Annotated in this window: 15 protein-coding genes; 5 read left to right on the forward strand and 10 right to left on the reverse strand. The window is 65.0% G+C overall.

The window, feature by feature from the left end; genetic code table 11:
• The first annotated feature begins 104 nt into the window (after nucleotides 1-104).
• Nucleotides 105-602, forward strand: coding sequence for a DUF3237 domain-containing protein (locus tag ATE59_RS11555; RefSeq protein WP_003049493.1), 498 nt, complete (start codon nucleotides 105-107; stop codon nucleotides 600-602).
• Between the two features lie 21 nt (nucleotides 603-623).
• Here the strand turns inward: ATE59_RS11555 and ATE59_RS11560 are convergent, their stop codons facing one another.
• Nucleotides 624-2,189, reverse strand: coding sequence for a long-chain-fatty-acid--CoA ligase (locus tag ATE59_RS11560; protein WP_058812524.1), 1,566 nt, complete (start codon nucleotides 2,187-2,189; stop codon nucleotides 624-626).
• On the opposite strand from ATE59_RS11560, the gene ATE59_RS11565 reads away from it, so the two are divergent.
• Nucleotides 2,170-3,327, forward strand: a complete 1,158-nt coding sequence (locus tag ATE59_RS11565) for a 5-methyltetrahydropteroyltriglutamate--homocysteine methyltransferase (RefSeq protein WP_443029279.1) — start codon at nucleotides 2,170-2,172, stop codon at nucleotides 3,325-3,327. The genes ATE59_RS11560 and ATE59_RS11565 overlap by 20 nt on opposite strands.
• An 88-nt stretch (nucleotides 3,328-3,415) precedes the next feature.
• Here ATE59_RS11565 and ATE59_RS11570 read toward each other — a convergent pair whose 3' ends face one another.
• The 6 genes from ATE59_RS11570 to ATE59_RS11595 all read right to left on the reverse strand — a co-directional run bounded on the left by ATE59_RS11570 (nucleotide 3,416) and on the right by ATE59_RS11595 (nucleotide 10,298).
• Entirely contained in the window at nucleotides 3,416-4,108 is a 693-nt protein-coding gene (locus ATE59_RS11570; RefSeq protein ID WP_058812526.1) for an alpha/beta fold hydrolase, read from the reverse strand.
• Nucleotides 4,109-4,219: 111 nt separating this feature from the next.
• On the reverse strand, nucleotides 4,220-5,140 hold the full coding sequence (locus ATE59_RS11575) for an NAD(P)-dependent oxidoreductase (RefSeq protein WP_058812527.1): 921 nt from the start codon (nucleotides 5,138-5,140) through the stop codon (nucleotides 4,220-4,222).
• On the reverse strand, nucleotides 5,137-6,435 hold the full coding sequence (eno, locus tag ATE59_RS11580) for a phosphopyruvate hydratase (protein WP_058812528.1): 1,299 nt from the start codon (nucleotides 6,433-6,435) through the stop codon (nucleotides 5,137-5,139). Before eno ends, ATE59_RS11575 begins: the two co-directional genes overlap by 4 nt.
• The gene (locus ATE59_RS11585) at nucleotides 6,432-7,412 is read right to left on the reverse strand and encodes a phosphotransferase family protein (RefSeq protein WP_058812529.1); all 981 of its coding nucleotides are present in this window, start codon (nucleotides 7,410-7,412) and stop codon (nucleotides 6,432-6,434) included. The genes eno and ATE59_RS11585 overlap by 4 nt, the downstream gene beginning before the upstream one ends.
• Nucleotides 7,413-8,540 carry an alpha/beta hydrolase gene (locus ATE59_RS11590; protein ID WP_058812530.1) on the reverse strand — a complete coding sequence of 376 codons (1,128 nt, stop codon included), beginning with the start codon at nucleotides 8,538-8,540 and terminating at the stop codon, nucleotides 7,413-7,415.
• A gap of 123 nt (nucleotides 8,541-8,663) precedes the next feature.
• Nucleotides 8,664-10,298: a long-chain-fatty-acid--CoA ligase gene (locus tag ATE59_RS11595; RefSeq protein WP_058812572.1), complete on the reverse strand. Its 1,635-nt coding sequence runs from the start codon at nucleotides 10,296-10,298 to the stop codon at nucleotides 8,664-8,666.
• Between the two features lie 417 nt (nucleotides 10,299-10,715).
• Here ATE59_RS11595 and ATE59_RS11600 point away from each other — a divergent pair, with 417 nt between their 5' ends.
• Nucleotides 10,716-11,153 (forward strand): MarR family winged helix-turn-helix transcriptional regulator, encoded by a 438-nt coding sequence (locus ATE59_RS11600; RefSeq protein WP_058812531.1) that lies wholly within the window; start codon nucleotides 10,716-10,718, stop codon nucleotides 11,151-11,153.
• Between the two features lie 2 nt (nucleotides 11,154-11,155).
• On the opposite strand, the gene ATE59_RS11605 is transcribed toward ATE59_RS11600, so the two are convergent.
• Entirely contained in the window at nucleotides 11,156-11,731 is a 576-nt protein-coding gene (locus tag ATE59_RS11605; protein ID WP_058812532.1) for an NADPH-dependent FMN reductase, read from the reverse strand.
• A gap of 74 nt (nucleotides 11,732-11,805) precedes the next feature.
• Entirely contained in the window at nucleotides 11,806-12,312 is a 507-nt protein-coding gene (locus ATE59_RS11610; RefSeq protein WP_003049460.1) for a MarR family winged helix-turn-helix transcriptional regulator, read from the reverse strand.
• Between the two features lie 131 nt (nucleotides 12,313-12,443).
• Between ATE59_RS11610 and leuD the strand changes: the two genes are divergently transcribed.
• On the forward strand, nucleotides 12,444-13,022 hold the full coding sequence (gene leuD, locus ATE59_RS11615) for a 3-isopropylmalate dehydratase small subunit (protein WP_058812533.1): 579 nt from the start codon (nucleotides 12,444-12,446) through the stop codon (nucleotides 13,020-13,022).
• Here leuD and leuC read toward each other — a convergent pair.
• The gene (gene leuC, locus ATE59_RS11620; RefSeq protein ID WP_058812534.1) at nucleotides 13,019-14,446 is read right to left on the reverse strand and encodes a 3-isopropylmalate dehydratase large subunit; all 1,428 of its coding nucleotides are present in this window, start codon (nucleotides 14,444-14,446) and stop codon (nucleotides 13,019-13,021) included. The genes leuD and leuC overlap by 4 nt on opposite strands.
• A gap of 406 nt (nucleotides 14,447-14,852) precedes the next feature.
• Between leuC and ATE59_RS11625 the strand changes: the two genes are divergently transcribed.
• Nucleotides 14,853-17,129, forward strand: coding sequence for a TonB-dependent receptor (locus tag ATE59_RS11625; RefSeq protein WP_197409167.1), 2,277 nt, complete (start codon nucleotides 14,853-14,855; stop codon nucleotides 17,127-17,129).
• The last annotated feature ends 18 nt before the right edge of the window (nucleotides 17,130-17,147 follow it).

Genomic DNA, 17,147 nt, shown 5'->3' on the forward strand with positions numbered 1-17,147 from the left:
AGTGCAACGGTACCGGTTTCTTCGTCCGATCCGTCAATCTGATTGACCCTTAGTATACTAATGGTTTTATACTTGTCCAGAGTTTCAAGAGAGGATTCCCGATTATGCCCGACGAAAATCGCCAGAGCGCGCTTGCGAGCCGCCCCTTGTGCACCGTGGAGTTCGAGGTGGGGGGCGGCCTGATCGGGATCGGCGCCTCGCCGTTCGGCGACCAGCGGCTCGGCTATATCACCGGCGGACGATTTTTCGGACCGCGAATCAACGGCATCGTTCTTCCGGGTGGCGGCAATTGGTCGCGCAGCGGGCGGCTGGGCGAGGCGGCGTCGGTCGGCACCTTCGACGCGCGCGCGGTGTGGCAGACCGACGACGGCGCGCTCATCTACCTCAGCTATACGGGGCGCAGCCTGATCCCCGACGACGTCCGCGCCGCCTTCGCCGACCCTGCCGCGCCCGATGTCGATCCCGCACTTTATTATCTGCGAATCGCGCCCGTGTTCGAGACCGCGAGTCCCCGATACGACTGGCTCAACGGCCTGCTCGCCGTCGGCGTGGGAGAGCGCACCGACTTCGGCGTGCGCCATGTGATCCACGAAATATTGTAGGGCGCCCCTAGAGTCGGGGCCCTAGCCCACAGCGCGGTCGCGGCCTTCCCAATAAGGCGCGCGCAGTTCGCGGCGCAGCACCTTGCCCGACGGGTTGCGCGGCAGCGCGTCGATCGTCTCGACGCTCTTCGGCGCCTTGTAGGCAGCGATGCGCTCGCGCGCCCATGCGATGACATCGGCGGGCTCGACCGTGGCGCCGGGCGCGGGGACGATCAGCGCCTTGACCGCCTCGCCCCATTTGTCGTCGGGCACGCCGATGACCGCGACATCGGCGACACCGGGGCAGCCCATGATCGCGCTTTCGACCTCGGCCGGATAGACATTCTCGCCGCCCGACACGATCATGTCCTTGATCCGGTCGTGGACGAAGTAAAAGCCGTCGGCGTCGCGATAGCCGACGTCGCCGGTGTGCAGCCAGCCGCCGATCACGGTTTCGGCGGTCGCCTCGGCGCGGTTCCAATATTCCTTCATCACAATGTCGCCGCGGATCGCGATCTCGCCGATCTCACCGTCGCCGAGCGGCCGCCCCTCGCCATCGAGGATCGCCATCTCGGTCTGCGGCCAGGGCTGACCGCACGAGGTAAGTTTGCCGGGCAGGTCGTGCGCGGCGGGCGAGAGGTAGGAGCCGCCGCCCGAGCTTTCGGTCATGCCATAGAATTGCACGAAATCGCAGCCGAAGGTCGTGCGCGCGCGGCGCAGCACATCCTCCGCGATCGGCGAGGCGCCATAGGCGATCGACCGCAACGCCGAATAGTCGCCTGTCGCTGCGGCGGGCTGTTGCAGCATCATCTGGATCATCGCGGGCGCGAGGAAGGCGTGCGCAACGCGTTCCTCGGTCAGCATCCGCACCGCATCGTCCGCGGCGAAATCCTTGACCAGCACCAGCCGCCCGCCCTGCGCCAGCCCCGAAAAGCTGACATTGGTCCCGGCAACATGGAACAGCGGCATCACGATCATCACCGTTTCGTCCTCGCTATAGGCGAAGCCGTCGACCTCGGTCGCCATTTCGAGGAAGCGGCGGTAATTCTTGTTGGCGAGCACCACACCCTTTGGCCGCCCGGTGGTGCCGCTCGTGTAAAGTTGCAGCACATCGTCGGCGAGTTGCGGCGCGTCGGCGGGCGGGGTCGCGGCCGCATCGCCGAGCCAGGCGTCGAAGCCTTCAAAGTCCGGGTGCGCGCCATAAAGCGCCACCAACCGCGGCTTGTCGGCGAGCCCGGCGACCGCGGCCAGCGCGGTGTCGAAGAAATCCTCGCCCACGAAGAGCAGCTTCGGGGCGGCGTCGCCCAAAATGAAACCAATCTCGCCCGCGGCGAGGCGGCAGTTGATCGGCGCGAGGCAGGCGCGCGCACGCGCGGTACCGAAGAAGAGCGGATACCAGGCGTCGTGGTTCTTGGTCAGCACCGAAACCCGGTCGCCGGGCGCGACCCCCGACGCCAGCAGCGCGTTCGCGACCCGGTTCGACCGCGCATCAAGCTCGGCAAAGCTCGTTTCGCGATCTCCATATTTGACCGCGACCGCCCGCCCACGCGCGCGCGCCTGCGCCGCCGGAATATCGGCCAGCGTCCGAATGGCCTCCAGATCGATCATTTCGCTCTCCCATCGTCACTTTGATCTTGAATTAGATAGAATACTAAGCAAATACTTGGCCAGCAAAAAAGCGAGAGGATCCGCCTTGTTCGATCACCCCATCCTGCCGACAACGATCGTCGGAAGCTACCCCCAACCCGATTGGCTGATCGACCGCGAACGATTGAAGGCCAGCCTGCCGCCGCGCGTGCGTGCCGAGACTTTGTGGCGCATCCCCGAACCCTGGCTGGCGGATGCGCAGGAAGCCGCGACCTTGATGGCGATCCGCGATCAGGAAGAGCTAGGCATCGACATCGTCGGCGACGGCGAGATGCGCCGCGAAAGCTATTCGAACCGGCTCGCGACCGCGCTGTCGGGGATCGACACCGAACAGCATGGCACCGCGATCGACCGCACCGGCAACGCCAATCCGGTGCCGCTCGTCTCGGGCCCGATCCGCCGCGTGGCGCCGATCGAGGCGCAGGACGCCGCCTTTCTCCGTCGCCATTCGACCAAGCCGGTCAAGCTGACCCTGCCCGGCCCCTTCACGATGACGCAGCAGGCCGAGAATGGCTATTATCCCGACCTCAGATCGCTCGCGATGGACTATGCCGATGCGGTCAATGCCGAGGTGAAGGACCTCTTCGCGGCCGGCGTCGATGTCGTCCAGCTCGACGAACCCTATCTGCAGGCGCGCGCCGCCGAGGCGAACGCCTATGCGATCGAGGCGATCAACCGCGCGCTCGATGGCGTCGGCGGCACGACCGCGCTCCACATCTGCTTCGGCTATGCGATGGTGCACCACAGCGCGGGGGCAACGGGGCCGAAGCCCAAAGCTTATGATTTCCTAGCCGAACTCGAAGCGTCGGCGATCGACGTGATTTCGATCGAGGCGGCGCAGCCGGGGCTCGACCCCGCGATCCTCGCCGAACTGCCGACCAAGACGATCATGTATGGGGTGCTCGATCTGTCGATCCCCGAGGTCGAGACGCCCGAGGTGGTCGCAGGACGCATCCGCGAGGCGCTGCGCTATGTCGACGCCGAACGGCTGTGGATCGCGCCTGATTGCGGGATGAAATATCACAGCCGCGACCATAGCCAGGCCAAGCTAAAGGCGATGGTCGACGGGGCGGCGCTGGTTAGGGCGGAGCTGAAGTAATATTGTCATCCCCGCGAAAGCGGGGACCCAGGGGCTAGCTCAGTTGACGCACGCTCTGGGTCCCCGCTTTCGCGGGGATGACAGGAAATTATTGGTCGATGAAATCCGCCAACAACGGCACCACCAACTCCGGTGCCTCGACCATCGGCAGATGCCCTGCCCCCGCGATGACCTCGAGCTTCGCGCCCGGAATCGCGTCCAATATCTCGTCATGGTGCGCGCGGCTCGTGATGCCGTCCTTATCACCCCAGATCAGCAAGGTCGGCACCGCAATCTCGCCGAGGAGTGGGCGGCTGTCGATGCGCGCCATGATCGCGCGCTGCTGGGCGAGGAAGGTGTCGGCACCAGTGTCCGCCGCCATCTTCCGCGCAATGCCGAGCAGGCGCGCGTCGCTGCGCTTTTCTTCGGGAAACAGGATCGGGATGCGCTCCTCGACCACCTGATCGAACTGCCCATTCTCGACGAGATCGATATAGCCCTGCCGCCGCGCCGTCTGCGCTGGACCATCGGCCGAGGCGAGCGTCGAGATCAGCGCCAGCTTCGCAACCCGCTCGGGCGCCCGGCGCATCACCTCGAAGGCAACGAAGCCGCCCATGGCGTGTGCGACCAGCGTGAATTTCGGGGGGCTATTGTCGAGCAGCCGCTGCGCGAAGCCCGCGATCGTATCGTCGCTGCGGTTGTCGGCGACAATCACCTCGCGGTCGGTCCAGGCATCAAGGAGTGGCTGCCACACGGCATCGGTCAACAGCTGGCCGGTGATGAGGACGATCGGAAGAGTCATGGGGTCAATCCTAAAGCGTCGTCATTGCGAGGAGCCGAAGGCGACGCGGCAATCCATAGCAGGCGTAAACCGCGCTGGATTGCTTCGCTTCGCTCGCAATGACGAAATATTTCATACCACCTGATGCAGCAGCGCTTCGCCCGCCCCCAGCCGGCGGCAATTCTCATGCGCCACCGTCAGGCTGCGCACGAGCGTCTCGGGCGTAAGCCATGCGATATGCGGCGCGAGCACCGCATTGGGCAGGCCGAGCAGCTGATTCCCGCGCGGCAACGGCTCCTCCGCAAACACGTCGAGCCCCGCGCCGCGCAGATGGCCCGCGGTCAGCGCCGCGACCAGCCGCTCCTCATCGACCAGTTCGCCGCGCGCGGTGTTCACGAGTATCGCACCCTGCTTCATCGCGAACGGGTCGATGCTGGCGCGCGTCTCTTCGGTGAGCGGCATGTGCAGCGAGACGATATCGCTCTCCGCGAGCAACTGGCCAAGCGGCAGAAATTCATAAGGCCCGTCGCGCTCGCTCCGCGCCGTATAGACGACCCGCGCCCCCAGCGCGGCGAGGACGGGCGCGAGCAGCTGCGCCGAATTGCCGAACCCGACAAGCCCCACAGTGCGCCCGCCGACCTCCCCCACCGAATCGAGTTCGGACGGATCGGCGGTCCATCCTTCTCCCGCGCGCGTTCGCGCATCGAAGAAACAGGTGCGGCGCAGCACCGCCATCATCAGCGACAGCGCCATTTCGGCGACTGCCTGGCTGTTGGTGCCGGGCATGTTGCACACCGCGACGCCATGCTCGCGCGCCGCGTCGAGCGCAATCGTGTTGACGCCCACCCCGAGTTTCTGGATCAACTTGAGCCCGGGCGCCGAAGCGATGAAATCGGCCGTAACGGGGGTCAGCACATGGAGCAGCGCGGTGATCTCGCCAGCCACCGCGTCGAGCGGTGCGGCTTCATCGACATGGGTAACAACGCCCGCGCCGAAGATGGCATCGACCGCCGCGCGGAAGCCGGGGCTTGGGCGGGCGTGGAGAACGATCATGCCGCGACCCGCCCGATCGACCCCGCAAAGGCCGAAAAGCCGGCAAATTCGGCATCGGCGCCCATCGCTTCCTCGATCCGCAGCATCTCGTTCCACTTCGCCATCCGCTCGGAGCGGGTAAAGCTGCCGACCTTCAATTGCCCCGCGTCCCAGCCGGTCGCCAGATGCGCGATCGTGACGTCCTCGCTCTCGCCCGAGCGTGCCGAGACGATCGCGCCCCAGCCGCGCGCGACCGCGGCGTCGAGCGCGGCCTTCGCTTCGGTGACGGTGCCGACCTGGTTCACCTTGATCAGCGCCGCATTGCACACCGCTGCATCGCCCGCGCGCTCGACGCGCGCCGCATTGGTGACGAGCACATCGTCGCCGATGATTTGCACCCGGTCGCCGATAGCCGCGGTGACCGCCGCCATCGCGGTCCAGTCATCCTGCCCCGCCGGATCTTCGATCGACAGGATCGGATAGCGCCCCGCCCATTCGACGATGCGCGCCGCCATGTCCTCGCTCGTCAACCGCCCCTCGTCGAGCGCGAGGCTGTAGCCCGACGCATCGCCGAGTTCGTTCGCCGCAATGTCGAGCGAGATGAAGACGTCTTCGCCGGCGCGGTGCCCGCTGGCCTCGATCGCCTTGGTCAGCGTATCGAGCGCATCCTCGTTCGAGGCGAAATTCGGCCACCAGCCGCCTTCGTCGGCGACCCCCGACAGCGGCCCCTTGGCTTCCATCAGCCTACCCGCGGTGCGATACACATCGTCGGTGATTTCGAGCGCGCGGCGAAAGCTGCCCGCCGCGGGGCACATGATCATGAAATCCTGCACGTCGGTGCGCCGCCCGGCGTGGGCGCCGCCGCCGAAGATCTGGATTTCAGGCAGCGGGATGCGGACTTTCGTGTCGCCCGCGAGGTAGCGCCACAGCGGCAGCCGCGCGTCGGCGGCGGCGGCGTGCAGCACCGCCATCGACACCGCAACGACGGCGTTCGCGCCCAGCCGCGCCTTGTTCGGGGTGCCGTCCAGAGCGCACAGCGCCTTGTCGACCGCCGCCTGATCGCCCGCATCCATGCCGATCAGCGCGGGCGCGATCTCGGCCCCGATCCCGGCAACCGCGCCATTGACGCCATAGCCGCCGAAGGCCGGGCCGCCGTCGCGCAGGTCGATCGCCTCATGCGCGCCGCGCGAGGCCCCGGCTGGCGCGATGGCGCGACCAACCGCGCCCGATTCGAGGGTAACTTCGGCCTCGACCGTGGGGCGGCCACGCGAATCCCAAAGCTGGCGCCCGGTAACCGAAGCGATAGGCGACGTCATTCCTTGGTCCTTTTCCAGTTTGCGACGAGCGCATCGATGGGCGTCGGCGCGAGCAGCAACGCGCGCGCCTGATCGCGCACGATTTGTTTGTGATGGGGATCGGTCAGATAGGGCGCCGGGGATTTGCCCTCGACCCGCGCGAGCAGCAGCGCAGCGGTCAGCTTTCCGGCGCGCAGCGCCAGCGCGTCGGCATCTTCCCAATCGATGCCGGCGCGATAGGCCTCGACCAGCGCCGTCGCCGCCTCACCGAGCCGTCCGTTGCCCAGCCACACCGCCTTCAACAGCAGGTGCGTGGTGCAAAAGGCAAGATCGAACGCCGGGTCGCCATAGACCGCGCATTCGGCGTCGAGGAAAACCGGCCCGGCTGCGCTGACGAGGATATTCTTGGGGCTGACGTCGCCGTGAACAAGCGCCACCTTGCGCGACGAGAGGTCGTCGGCGAGCGCGTAGAGCGCCGACGCAAGCTCGGCATCCTTTTGCGCCACGAACAGCAGAAAGGGATCGACGCGCAGCGCGCGGAACATCGCATCGGTCGGAAAGGCGTCGCGGTCGGCGGCGCTGTTCGCGGTCGCGGCGTGGACCGCCACGATGCCGCGACCGACAGCCGCCGCGAACGCCGGATTGACGCGGCCCGCGATCAATTCATCCTTCCACACCGGACAATCCGGCAGGAAGCGCATCGCGAAGCCGTGGCCGGGCAATTCGGCCAGCACCTCGGGCACCAGATGCGGATCGACGCCGCGCGCCCGGCGCAACCAGCGCACTTCGCTCGCGCCGCGCTCAACCGGCGCGTGCCATTCGGCGGCGACACGCAATTGTTCGAGCGGCCGCTTGACCACGATCGGCCCCGCCGGGCCGTCGACCCGCCACACGTCGCAGGACACGCCGCCGGTCAATGGCTCGAGGACGACCTCCCCCTCGCCCGCCAGCCCGGCCGCGCGCAATCCTGCAATGATATCGGCGGTCGCCGTGTCCACTTACAGCTTCTCCCGGATCCAGCCGCTGACCAGATCGGCGGCATTTTGCCGTTCCTCGATCGAATCCTCGAAATAATGCGCGCCGGGGATCAGTTCGAGCCTTTTGTCGGCGGTGCCGAGGAAGTCGAAAATCTTGCGCGCATCGCTGGGGAAAACGCCGGTGTCGGCGAGCCCCTGCACCACCAGCGCGGGGGTGTCATGCTTGGCGAGGTGCGGCTGCCCCTGGCACGGCGATGTTTCGAGGCTCCACATGTTGAGCCAGGTCTTGATCGTATTGGCGCGGCCGATGCTGGGGGTGCGGTTGGCGATTGCCGGGTCGCCGCGATAGCACCAGTTGGGCTTGCGGTCCGACGGGTCGATCGCCGGATCGACGCAGCGAATATCGCCCCAGCACCGGAACATCGGAAAGATGCGGTCGGGGATTCCCGCCGCGTTTAGCCGCGCGAGTTCGGCCTTTGCCCAGTCGGTGATGCGCTGGTTGCGCGCGCGCTGGCCGGCGCGATATTTTTCGATGAAGGCGTCCGAATAGGGCGGGCCATTGTCGGGATTGAACGGGTCGAGCTCGGGATCGGTCAGCGTCGGATCATTCTCGTCGATCACCGACGCGTCCATCCAGTCGGTCAGCACTTCGGGACGTCCCTGGTGGGCGTTGAAGCTGATATAGAGATCGCCCTTGATGAGCTGCGCCAGCGCATCCTGGCCGATCGACGGCAGCCGGTCGGTCAAGGTCGGCGCGATTGCTTCCGCCTGATAGGCGCCCATCAGCGAGCCGCCGCCCGAATTGCCGAGGATCACAATCTGTTCGACCCCGGCCTCTTCTTTCAGCCACTTCATCCCGACCCCGATGTCGAGGATGGCATGTTCGAGCAGGAACTGGTCCTCGAACCCGCGATAGCGCGTATTCCAGCCAAGAAAGCCGAAACCGGCGCGGGCAAAATAGGGCGCGATATAATGTTCGGAAAAATCGACATTATAATGGGTGGCGATGATCGCGACCTTGGGCCGCTTGCCCGCCTCGGTCCAATAGATGCCCTGACAGGGATGGCCGCCCGCCTGAATCCGCGGCGCGGTCGGCGACGTGCGGCCGATGAATTGTGCGTCCAGTCCTGCAATCCCGTTCGGGTCCATCAGTCTCTCTCCTGCCTGTTATATCTCATAATCGTCATCCCGGACTTGATCCGGGATCCATTTAACCAGCGTCGCGAGAATGGATCCCGGATCAAGTCCGGGATGACGAGCGTGGGAAACATATTAACGGCTCACCTCGAAGGGCAGTTCATACCCCTCCAGCCCGGCGCGGATCGCCTTCTTGTCGATCTTGCCCGTCGGGCCGAGCGGGATGGCGTCGACGAACACTATATCGTCGGGCATCCACCATTTGGCGATCTTGCCATCCAGATAGCTGCGAATATCGTCGGCGCGCGCCTGCGCGCCCGGCTTGAGCTCGCAGAGCAGGATCGGCCGTTCGTCCCATTTGGGATGCGCGATGCCGACGACCGCGGCGATGGCAACCGCGGGATGGCCGGTCGCGATATTCTCTATCTCGATCGAACTGATCCACTCACCGCCCGATTTGACCACATCCTTCGCGCGGTCGGTAATCTGCATATAGCCTTCGCCGTCGATCGTGCTGACATCGCCGGTATCGAAAAAGCCCTCATCGTCGAGCACATCGCCGCCTTCCCCGCCGAAATAGCCGCGCGCGATCGTCGGCCCCTTGATCATCAGCCGCCCCGGCGTCTTGCCATCGTGCGGCAGGCGGTGGCCGGCATCATCGACCAGCTTCATCTCCAGCCCGCACAGCAACCGCCCCTGCTTGAGCTTGTACGCCATCTGCGCGTCGTCCCCCTTCGCCGCGACCGAGGCATTGGGGACCGACACGGTGCCGAGCGGCGACGTTTCGGTCATCCCCCACCCCTGGATGACATCGACGCCATAATCGTCGCGGAAGGTGCGGATCAGCGATTCGGGGCACGCCGACCCGCCGATCGTGACGCGTTCCAGCGTCGTGAAGCGCTTGCCATTTTCCTGCATATATTGGAGCAGCATCTGCCACACCGTCGGCACCGCGGCCGAATAGGTCACGCCCTCCTCCTCGATCAGATTATAGATGGATTCGCCGTCCATCCGCTGTCCGGGCAGCACCAGCTTCGCACCGACCGCGGGCGCCGAATAGACGACGCCCCACGCATTGGCATGATACATCGGCACGACGAGCAGCACCGTGTCGCGCGCCGACAAGGCCAGCGCATCGCGCTGCAGCGTCATCAGCATGTGGATATAGTTGGAGCGGTGCGAATAGAGCACGCCCTTGGGATTGCCCGTCGTCCCGCTGGTGTAGCACAGGCCGCAGGCGCTGTTTTCGTCGAACCCGCCCCAGTCATGTTCGGCGGGATAGCCCGCGATCCAGTCGTCGAACGCCAGCGCGGGATAGTGTGTTTGCGGCAGCGCAGCGCGATCGCAGAAAAAGATCACCTGCTCGATCGACGGCACCTGCGCCAGCAATTCGCCGACCAGATCGGCCACCGCCGGATCGGCAATCAGCAACCGGTCAGCGGCATGATTGGCGATATAGGCGATCTGCTCCATGAACAGCCGCGGATTGAGCGTGTGAAGCACCGCCCCGATCCCCGCCGCGCCATACCAGGCGGCCAGGTGCCGCGCGCCATTCCACCCCATCGTCGCAACGCGGTCGCCCGGCTTGATCCCGGCGGCCACCAGCGCGTTCGACACCCGCTTTGCATCGGCGTGGATCGCGGCATAGGTCGACCGGGTGACGCGTCCTTCGGCGTCGCGCGACACGACTTCGCGCGCGCCGTGCCAGGCCGCCGCATGGTCGAAAATGCGGTCGACCGTCAGCGGGACATTCTGCATCAATCCGTCCATCGGCGGCGCCTCTTCCTCGCTCATCCCAAAAACATAGTATACTAAGTATTTTGTCTTTACACGCTCAACCCCGCCTTGCCTAGCCCCCGCGCTTCTTCTAGGGTCAGGACCCATTAATTCCGCGTTCGAGGTTTGAAGCGATTTTGCTCAGGGCGAGGAGAAAAGGCGAAGGAATATGAATATATTTCGAAACTTTTCGACGACGCCGTGGGCAAAATCGGTCAAATCCCGCAGGGACGCCGAAATGGCTTCGATCTCAGGCCCGCGCGGCCTTGCGAGTAGCGATGCTACCCGCTGCACCCGCCCGAACCCGATATCTTCGCCATTTCGCCGCCTCGATCGTGGAATCAATGGGTCCTGACCCTAGCGTGCGCGCCATCGGCGTGCCGCCGAAAACGGGGAATATCGCGTCACTCCATGCGCACCAACCAGCTTATCATCGCTCTGTTCCAACGCTTCTGCTGGCTCGACGAAGGACTGCAGGCGCGGCTGCACGATCGCGGCTGGCCCGACATCAGCCGCCCGCAATCGATGGTGATGACGAATATCGTCAGCGGCATCGTGCGCCCGTCGGACATCGCGCGCAATCTGGGCGTCTCGCGGCAGGCGATTCACAGCACGATCAACCAGATGGTCAAGCTGGGCATGGTCGAACTGGCGCCCGATCCCGACGACCGGCGGCACATGATCGTCTCGCTCACCGAAACGGGCGCCCGGATGCGTCAGGACGCGCAGCGCGCGATGGATCAGCTCGCCGACCAGCTGGCCGATCGGCTTGGCCATGACCGCTTCGACGCCTTGCTCGCGACGCTCGAGGCCGACTGGGGCGACAACAAGGAACGCCGCCCGGTCTAGGGTCAGGCGGCGAGCGCGGCCGCCACCTTGGCGAGCCGCATCGCCGTCATGTCGACCAGCGATGCGGGCAGCGCGTCCTTCAACGCGCCGCTCTCGTCGAAAGCGGCATGCGCGTTGGGGATCAGCACCTGTTCGGGAATCACGAGCGCCTGCACCGTCGACAGGATCTGGCGCAGATGGATCAGGCCGCGCAACCCGCCGAACGGGCTGACCGAGGCCGACATGATCGCCGCCGCCTTGCCGCGATAGGCGACGAGCGCGACAAGCCCCTCGTCGCCGGTCGGCCGCGACGCCCAATCGATCGCATTTTTGAGCAGCGGCGATACCGAGCCATTATATTCGGGCGAGACGAACAACAGCCCGTCTTGCGCCGCAAAGACCCGTTTCAGCCGCTCGGCATCGGCGGGAAAGGCGCCGGATTCGATCGCGGCCGAATAGAGCGGCAGGTCGTAGCCGGCGAGATCGACGTCGGTGACCTCGGCCCCTTCTGCCTCGAGCGCGCGAATGGCGAGCCTGCCCAGCGCCCGGTTGAACGATCCTTCGCGCGTGCTTCCGACGACAACCGCAATTTTCGGCAATTTACCCTCCCCGCGATAATAATTAGAATACTAACCTATTATCGCGGACGTCCGCAAGCCCGTTGCGAAAGGGGTCAGGCCTTGATGTCGGACAGCGTCGACAGCTTGGCGGTTTCGTCGGCCAGATTCTCGATCACGCGGCGCATGAGCGCCTGCAGCGTTTCGACCTCTTCATCGGTCATGCCGCGGGTCGCGATTTCATGGACCTCGGCATTCATCGGCGCGAGGATCAGCTCGAGCTTGCGGGCGTGCGGGGTCAGATGGATGAAGGTCTTGCGCCGGTCGTCCGACGTCTTCTTGCGGGTGATGAAGCCCGCCTTCTCCAGCCCCTTGAGCGCGACCACCGTCGTCGGTTCGCGCATGCCGACACGCTCGCTGAGCTCGCGCTGGGTAATGCCGTCCTCGCGCCACAGCTGGCGCAGGAACCGCCATTGCCCCGCCGACACATCATAGGTCAGCGTCCCGCGCTCGAGCAGCCGCGAAAAGGAGCGGAAGACGATGCGCGCCAGATAGCCGATGCTGTTTTCGGGATTGGTGTAATATTCAGCCGGATGCCGAAACGTCTGGGTCTTCTTCGCCAATTCTCTTCCCCTTTTCCCGAACCTTAGGGGCCTATGATTTGCCCGGCAATATGCTTCGATATACCAATATCATTGGACAGGGAGGGGCAACCCATATACTTAGCTTTCTAAGTTATGGAAAGGATAATCGGATGTTCGACCGGCTGACTGCCGTGGCGGCGCCGCTGCCGATCGCCAACCTCGATACCGACATGGTCATTCCGGCGCGCTTCATGAAAGCCTTGTCGCGAACCGGACTGGGGCGGCATCTGTTCCAGGAATTGCGCTACACGCCCGATGGCGTGGAGCGTGAGGATTTCGTCCTGAACCGCGGCGCAACCCGCGGCGCGCAGATATTGATCGCCGACCGCAATTTCGGCTGCGGCTCGTCGCGCGAACATGCGGTGTGGGCACTCCGCGACTTCGGCATCCGCTGCGTGATCGCGCCGAGCTTCGGCGATATTTTTTCGAACAATGCGCGCAAAAACGGCCTGCTGCTGATCCGGCTGCCCGCCGCAATCTGCGACCGGCTCCGCGACGAGGTCGCGCTCGCGCAATTCGCGCCGATGACCGTCGACCTCGTCGAGCAGCGTCTCACGCTGGCGTCGGGTGAAGGCATCGATTTTGCCATCGACCCCGACGATCGCCGCACGCTGCTGGACGGACGCGACGACATCGCGCGCACCTTGCGGCACGAGGCCGCGATCACCCGCTTCGAAACGGCGGCCTAGCCCGATCCTTCATCGGTCAGGATCGCCGGATCGGCGATGCAACCGGCAATCGCGCTCGCCGCCGCGAGCGCGGGGCTCATCAGATGGGTGCGGCCGCCGCGCCCCTGCCTATTCTCGAAATTGCGGTTCGACGTCGCCGCGCAGCGTTCGCCAGGCAAAAGGCGGTCCGCGTTCATCCCGACGCACATCGAACAGCCGGGCTCGCGCCAGTCGAAGCCCGCTGCGCGCAGGATGCGGTCGATCCCTTCCGCCTCGGCCTGTCGTTTGACCAGCCCCGACCCCGGCACGACCATGGCGCGCACATGGTCTGCGACCCGGCGTCCCTCGACCACCGCCGCGACGACGCGCAGATCTTCGATGCGGCTGTTGGTACAGCTTCCGATGAAGACGCGATCAATCGGCGTCCCGGCGATCGGGCGGTCCGGCGTCAGGCCCATATAGGCGAGCGCGCGCTCGGCAACCGCGCGCGCGTCGGGATCGGCCAGGCAAGCGGGATCGGGGACGACGCCGTCGATCGCAATCACCTGCGACGGATTGGTGCCCCAGCTGACCATCGGTGCGACCGCGTCGGCATCGATGCGCAATTCGCGGTCGAAGGCGGCCCCGGCATCGGTCGGCAAGGCACGCCAGCGCGCCAGCGCCGCGGTCCAGGCATCGCCCTTCGGCACCGCCGGCCGATCCGCGAGATAGGCGAAGGTCGTGTCGTCGGGCGCGATCAGTCCGGCGCGCGCGCCCATTTCGATGCTGAGATTGCACAGCGTCATCCGCGCTTCCATCGACAGCGCCCCGATCGCGCTGCCCGCATATTCGATGACATGACCCGTCGCCCCGTCGACGCCGATCGCCGCGAGCAGATGCAGCGCCAGATCCTTTGCCTGGACATGCGGACGCAGCACGCCATCGACGGTGATCCGCATGTTGCGCGAACGGCGCTGGCGGATCGTCTGCGTCGCCAGCACATGTTCGACTTCGGAGGTGCCGATGCCGAAGGCGAGCGCGCCGAACGCGCCGTGCGTCGATGTGTGGCTGTCGCCGCACACGATCGTCATGCCGGGCTGCGAGCGCCCCTGTTCGGGGCCGACGACATGGACGATGCCACCGCGCGGGTCTCCCATGGCGAAATTCTCGATGCCGTGCCGCGCCGTGTTGCTGACCAGCGCCTCGAGCTGCGCGCGCGCTTCGATATCGGCCACTCCGGCGGGCCCGGCGGCCTGTCCTTCGGTCGGGACATTATGATCCGACAGCGCGAGCGCCCGCTCGGGCCGGCGGACCCCCCGCCCCGCCTCCTCGAGCGCGGAGAAGGCCTGCGGCGACGTCACTTCGTGCAACAGGTGCAGATCGACATAGAGCAGGGTTTCACCATCGTCCTCGGCAACGGCGTGCGCGTCCCATATCTTGTCGTAGAGCGTGCGCGGGCCGGTCATCGATTCGGCGCCTGCACCGCGCCCGGATTTTCGAAAGACGTCACCCTGTCCTTGCTCCCCGCCGAGCAGATTCTCACTGCTGCCATTTACTTAGGATTCTAACTTATATGGCGAGCAAGCATGTCGAATCAAGCGGTTTTGCGTGGGGCCAGCCTGTCACAAAATCACAATACTTAGTAGTTGAAGTATTTTTCAGTCCTGCTAAGCATGCGGTGGGAACGGAGGATAGAGTCGCTCCACCGGCACGATAATCGGGCACAAGACGATGCCCGGCGCCGGCGGCAAAATGGGCAGCCTGCCACAGCATCACCCCGTTTCATGGACTGACAAGGCCGGATGCGAACCCGCATTTCCGCCGCGCTGGCGCGTGCGGGAGCGGATCGATGCGGCCATCATGTGGGAGGATATGATGACGACGCGCTTGTTCCTGCTTTCGACCGCCATGGTCGCGCTTGGCACCGCACCAACGGCGGCGCATGCCCAGACCGGCGAAACCGCCGCGGCGGAGGAAGTCGCCACCGGCGCCGAAGACAATAGCTATGGCGACATCGTCGTCACCGCGCAGCGCCGCAGCGAAAGCGTGCAGAATGTCCCGATCGCGATTTCGGCTTTCAATGCCGAGATGGTCGAAGCGAGCGGCAGCACCAACATCACCAGCCTCAACGGCCTGGCGCCCAATGTGGTTCTGCAGACGCAGGGCCTCGTCGCCAATGTGCCGATGATCTCGATCCGCGGCATGAGCACCGCCGATCCCGATCCCAACGCCGATCCGAAGGTCAGCACGATCATCGACGGCGTCTATATTCCCTTCGTGTCGAGCACGATGCTCGACCTGTTCGACGTCGAACGGATCGAGGTGCTCAAGGGGCCGCAGGGCGTGCTGTTCGGCAAGAACAACCTCGCCGGCACGATCAACGTCATTACCGCGCGCCCTACCGACGATTTCGGCGGCGAAGCGCGCGTCAGCCTGGGATCCTACGGGCTCAAGCAGTTCCGCGGCAAGCTCAACAGCGGCCGCTTCGCCGATGGCGCGCTGGCCGCCAAAATCTCGGTCAATTTCCGCGACTATGACGGCTACAGCCGCAACGTCATCACCGGCAACCGCCTCAACGGCGCCAATGTGAAGGCGGTGCGCGGCGCGCTCAACTATGACCATGGCGGGCCGTTCGATTCGACGCTGGTCGTCGATTGGCTGAAGCAAAAGACGACCGGTCCGGCGCCGCACGTCCTCGACAATGGCGATCCCAATTGGGATCTGCTGCCCGACGCGGTGAAGACCGACGTGCGCAAAGCGGCGGTGCTGTTCGATCCCTATGCAAATACCGAAAGCTATGGCGGATCCTGGTCGTCGAACCTCGACGTGGGCTGGGGCACGATCAGTTCGGTTCTGGGCTATCGTCACCTCACCTATATCACCCGCGGCGACTTCGACGGGCTGATCAATCCCGCCCCGCAGCTCGACGTGACCCGCGACTTTTCGGGCGAATCCAAAAGCGCAGAGCTGCGCTACGTGTCGCCGGCCGGCGAGCCCGTCGATTTCGTCGTCGGCCTCTATTATCAGGCCGACAAATGGCGTCAGTTCAACACGGTGCTCGCCACCCCGACCACGACGACGCTCGCCCAGCTTCATCAGGACACGCAGAGCTATGCGATGTTCGCGCTCGTCAACGCGCATCCGGTCGAGGGGCTGACGCTGTCGCTTGGCGGGCGCTACAGCCACGACCGCAAGAAATATGACATCGCCTCGCAGGTGTTCGTCAACGGCAACCAGGCTTCGTCCTTCACGAGCAGCCTGAAGGCGTCATGGGCCGAATTCACGCCGCGCCTGACCGCCGAATATCGCTTCTCGCCCGCCGCCATGGTCTACGCCAACTATTCGCAGGGGTATAAATCGGGCGGTTTCAACTCGCGCGGGACGATCCCCGAAAATATCGGTCCCTATAACCCCGAACGCGTCAACGCGTTCGAAATCGGCGCCAAGACCGACTTGTTCGACCGGTTGCTACGCTTCAACGTGTCGGGCTTCATCAACAAGTATCGCGATCTGCAAAGCTCGGTGACGAAGATGGGCGCGGTACGGGCGGAGAATATCACGACCAACATCGCGGCCGCCAAAATATCGGGCTTCGAAATCGAAACGCTGCTGCGCCCCGCCCCCAATTTCACCATCGGCGCGAACCTTGCCTATCTGCATGCGCGCTACACCGATTTCTGCGCGGATACGAACGGGGTCTTCACCAACGGCGCACCCGAACCCGGCCAGTGCGGACCGGCGGTGCCGATCCTGATCAACGGGGTGCCGAACGGCACCTTCGCCGTCCCGACCGATTCGAGCGGCCTCGACCTCGCCAATGCGCCCAAATGGAGCGGCAGCCTGTCGGTCGATTACACCATTCCGATGGCGTTCGGCGAGATCAAGCTGCACAGCGACGCGCGCTATTCGTCGCGCTTCAACACCTGGGGCCGCAGCAACCTTGACGGCTATTACCGTGACGAGGTGGTGCTGCTCAACGCCAGCATCGCGGTCGCGGGACAGGACGACAAATGGAAGGTGACGCTCTACGGCACCAACCTGACCGATCAGGAAGTGATTTCGGGCGCCACCAACGCCGGCGCGACCCCGATCTCGCAATTCTATCAGCCGCCGCGCGAATTCGGGGTGGACCTGTCGTTAAAATTCTGACGCAATCCGTCCGCGGCG

It is taken from the genome of Sphingopyxis sp. A083 (assembly GCF_001468495.1).
GTDB lineage: Bacteria > Pseudomonadota > Alphaproteobacteria > Sphingomonadales > Sphingomonadaceae > Sphingopyxis > Sphingopyxis terrae.

What these genes read in the sequence shown, in the direction of transcription:
- ATE59_RS11590 (WP_058812530.1), bottom strand. Translation starts at nt 8,540, where the DNA reads ATGGACCCGAACGGGATTGCAGGACTGGACGCACAATTCATCGGCCGC.
- ATE59_RS11595 (WP_058812572.1), bottom strand. Translation starts at nt 10,298, where the DNA reads ATGGACGGATTGATGCAGAATGTCCCGCTGACGGTCGACCGCATTTTC.
- leuD (WP_058812533.1), top strand. Translation starts at nt 12,444, where the DNA reads ATGTTCGACCGGCTGACTGCCGTGGCGGCGCCGCTGCCGATCGCCAAC.
- ATE59_RS11575 (WP_058812527.1), bottom strand. Translation starts at nt 5,140, where the DNA reads ATGATCGTTCTCCACGCCCGCCCAAGCCCCGGCTTCCGCGCGGCGGTC.
- ATE59_RS11600 (WP_058812531.1), top strand. Translation starts at nt 10,716, where the DNA reads ATGCGCACCAACCAGCTTATCATCGCTCTGTTCCAACGCTTCTGCTGG.
- ATE59_RS11625 (WP_197409167.1), top strand. Translation starts at nt 14,853, where the DNA reads ATGATGACGACGCGCTTGTTCCTGCTTTCGACCGCCATGGTCGCGCTT.
- ATE59_RS11565 (WP_443029279.1), top strand. Translation starts at nt 2,170, where the DNA reads ATGGCCTCCAGATCGATCATTTCGCTCTCCCATCGTCACTTTGATCTT.
- ATE59_RS11570 (WP_058812526.1), bottom strand. Translation starts at nt 4,108, where the DNA reads ATGACTCTTCCGATCGTCCTCATCACCGGCCAGCTGTTGACCGATGCC.
- eno (WP_058812528.1), bottom strand. Translation starts at nt 6,435, where the DNA reads ATGACGTCGCCTATCGCTTCGGTTACCGGGCGCCAGCTTTGGGATTCG.
- leuC (WP_058812534.1), bottom strand. Translation starts at nt 14,446, where the DNA reads ATGACCGGCCCGCGCACGCTCTACGACAAGATATGGGACGCGCACGCC.
- ATE59_RS11555 (WP_003049493.1), top strand. Translation starts at nt 105, where the DNA reads ATGCCCGACGAAAATCGCCAGAGCGCGCTTGCGAGCCGCCCCTTGTGC.
- ATE59_RS11560 (WP_058812524.1), bottom strand. Translation starts at nt 2,189, where the DNA reads ATGATCGATCTGGAGGCCATTCGGACGCTGGCCGATATTCCGGCGGCG.